1 protein-coding gene is annotated in these 738 nt (G+C 73.7%); it reads right to left on the bottom strand.

The window, feature by feature from the left end:
* Window positions 1–257 precede the first annotated feature (257 nt).
* On the bottom strand, window positions 258–738 hold a 481-nt coding region (locus tag L2I40_RS23980; protein ID WP_237217846.1), incomplete at its 5' end, for a Tim44/TimA family putative adaptor protein.

Here is a 738-nt window from a genome sequence, read left to right as displayed (position 1 = left end):
ATGACTAGAGTCAAGACGTGTGGTTTTCCGATCAGCCTGCGCGGGCGCGGCCGGCGCGACGACGGGCGGCGGGTCGATCTGCTGGGCCAGGGCGGGCGTGGCGAGAAGCGCCAGCGCCACGGCTGCCGCACGCCCCAGCCGGTCCACTCCCCTGCCCCGCATCGCGCCCCGCAGCCTGCCCGCCGCGCCGAGACTAGCGGGTCGGGGGCAGCCTCACCAAGCGCGCCGGCCTTGGGTGCGTCCCTGGGCGGTCGCCGTCAGGCGGAGCGGGTGGCGACCAGCTTCCAGGTCGGGTCCTGCTGCTGCAGGTCGCGGCGGAAGGTCCAGATGTCGGTGAGCTCGGTCACCGCCTCGGCGCCCGCCACCACGCTGCCGTCGGCGGCGGTGGTGAGGTTCACCTGGTCGGAGACGAAGCGGATCGTGACATCGGCGGTGGTGCCGCGCAGGTCGGCGGCCTCGATCGCCATCTCCTGCATGGCGCGAACCTCGCTGCGCTGCTTCTCGCCCGCCTGCTCGCGGCGGGAGATCTCGCCTTCGAAGCCGGCATAGGTGTCGTCGTCGAGCAGCGCCTGGAGCGTCTGGCGGTCGCCGCGCGCGAAGGCGTCCACGATCATGCGGAAGGCGCCCTCGGCGCCGTCGAGGAAGCCGTTCGGGTCGAAGGAGGGATCGACGCCGCGGATGCGCATCAGCCCCTGGCCGATCGGGCTGCGCGGGTCGGGCACGATGCGGCGCGCGCCG

Origin of the sequence: Falsiroseomonas oryziterrae (assembly GCF_021864505.1) — a bacterium.
Classification (GTDB): domain Bacteria; phylum Pseudomonadota; class Alphaproteobacteria; order Acetobacterales; family Acetobacteraceae; genus Falsiroseomonas; species Falsiroseomonas oryziterrae.
Note: the sequence above shows the minus strand (reverse complement) of the source record. Positions and strands in the feature narration are given on the sequence as shown.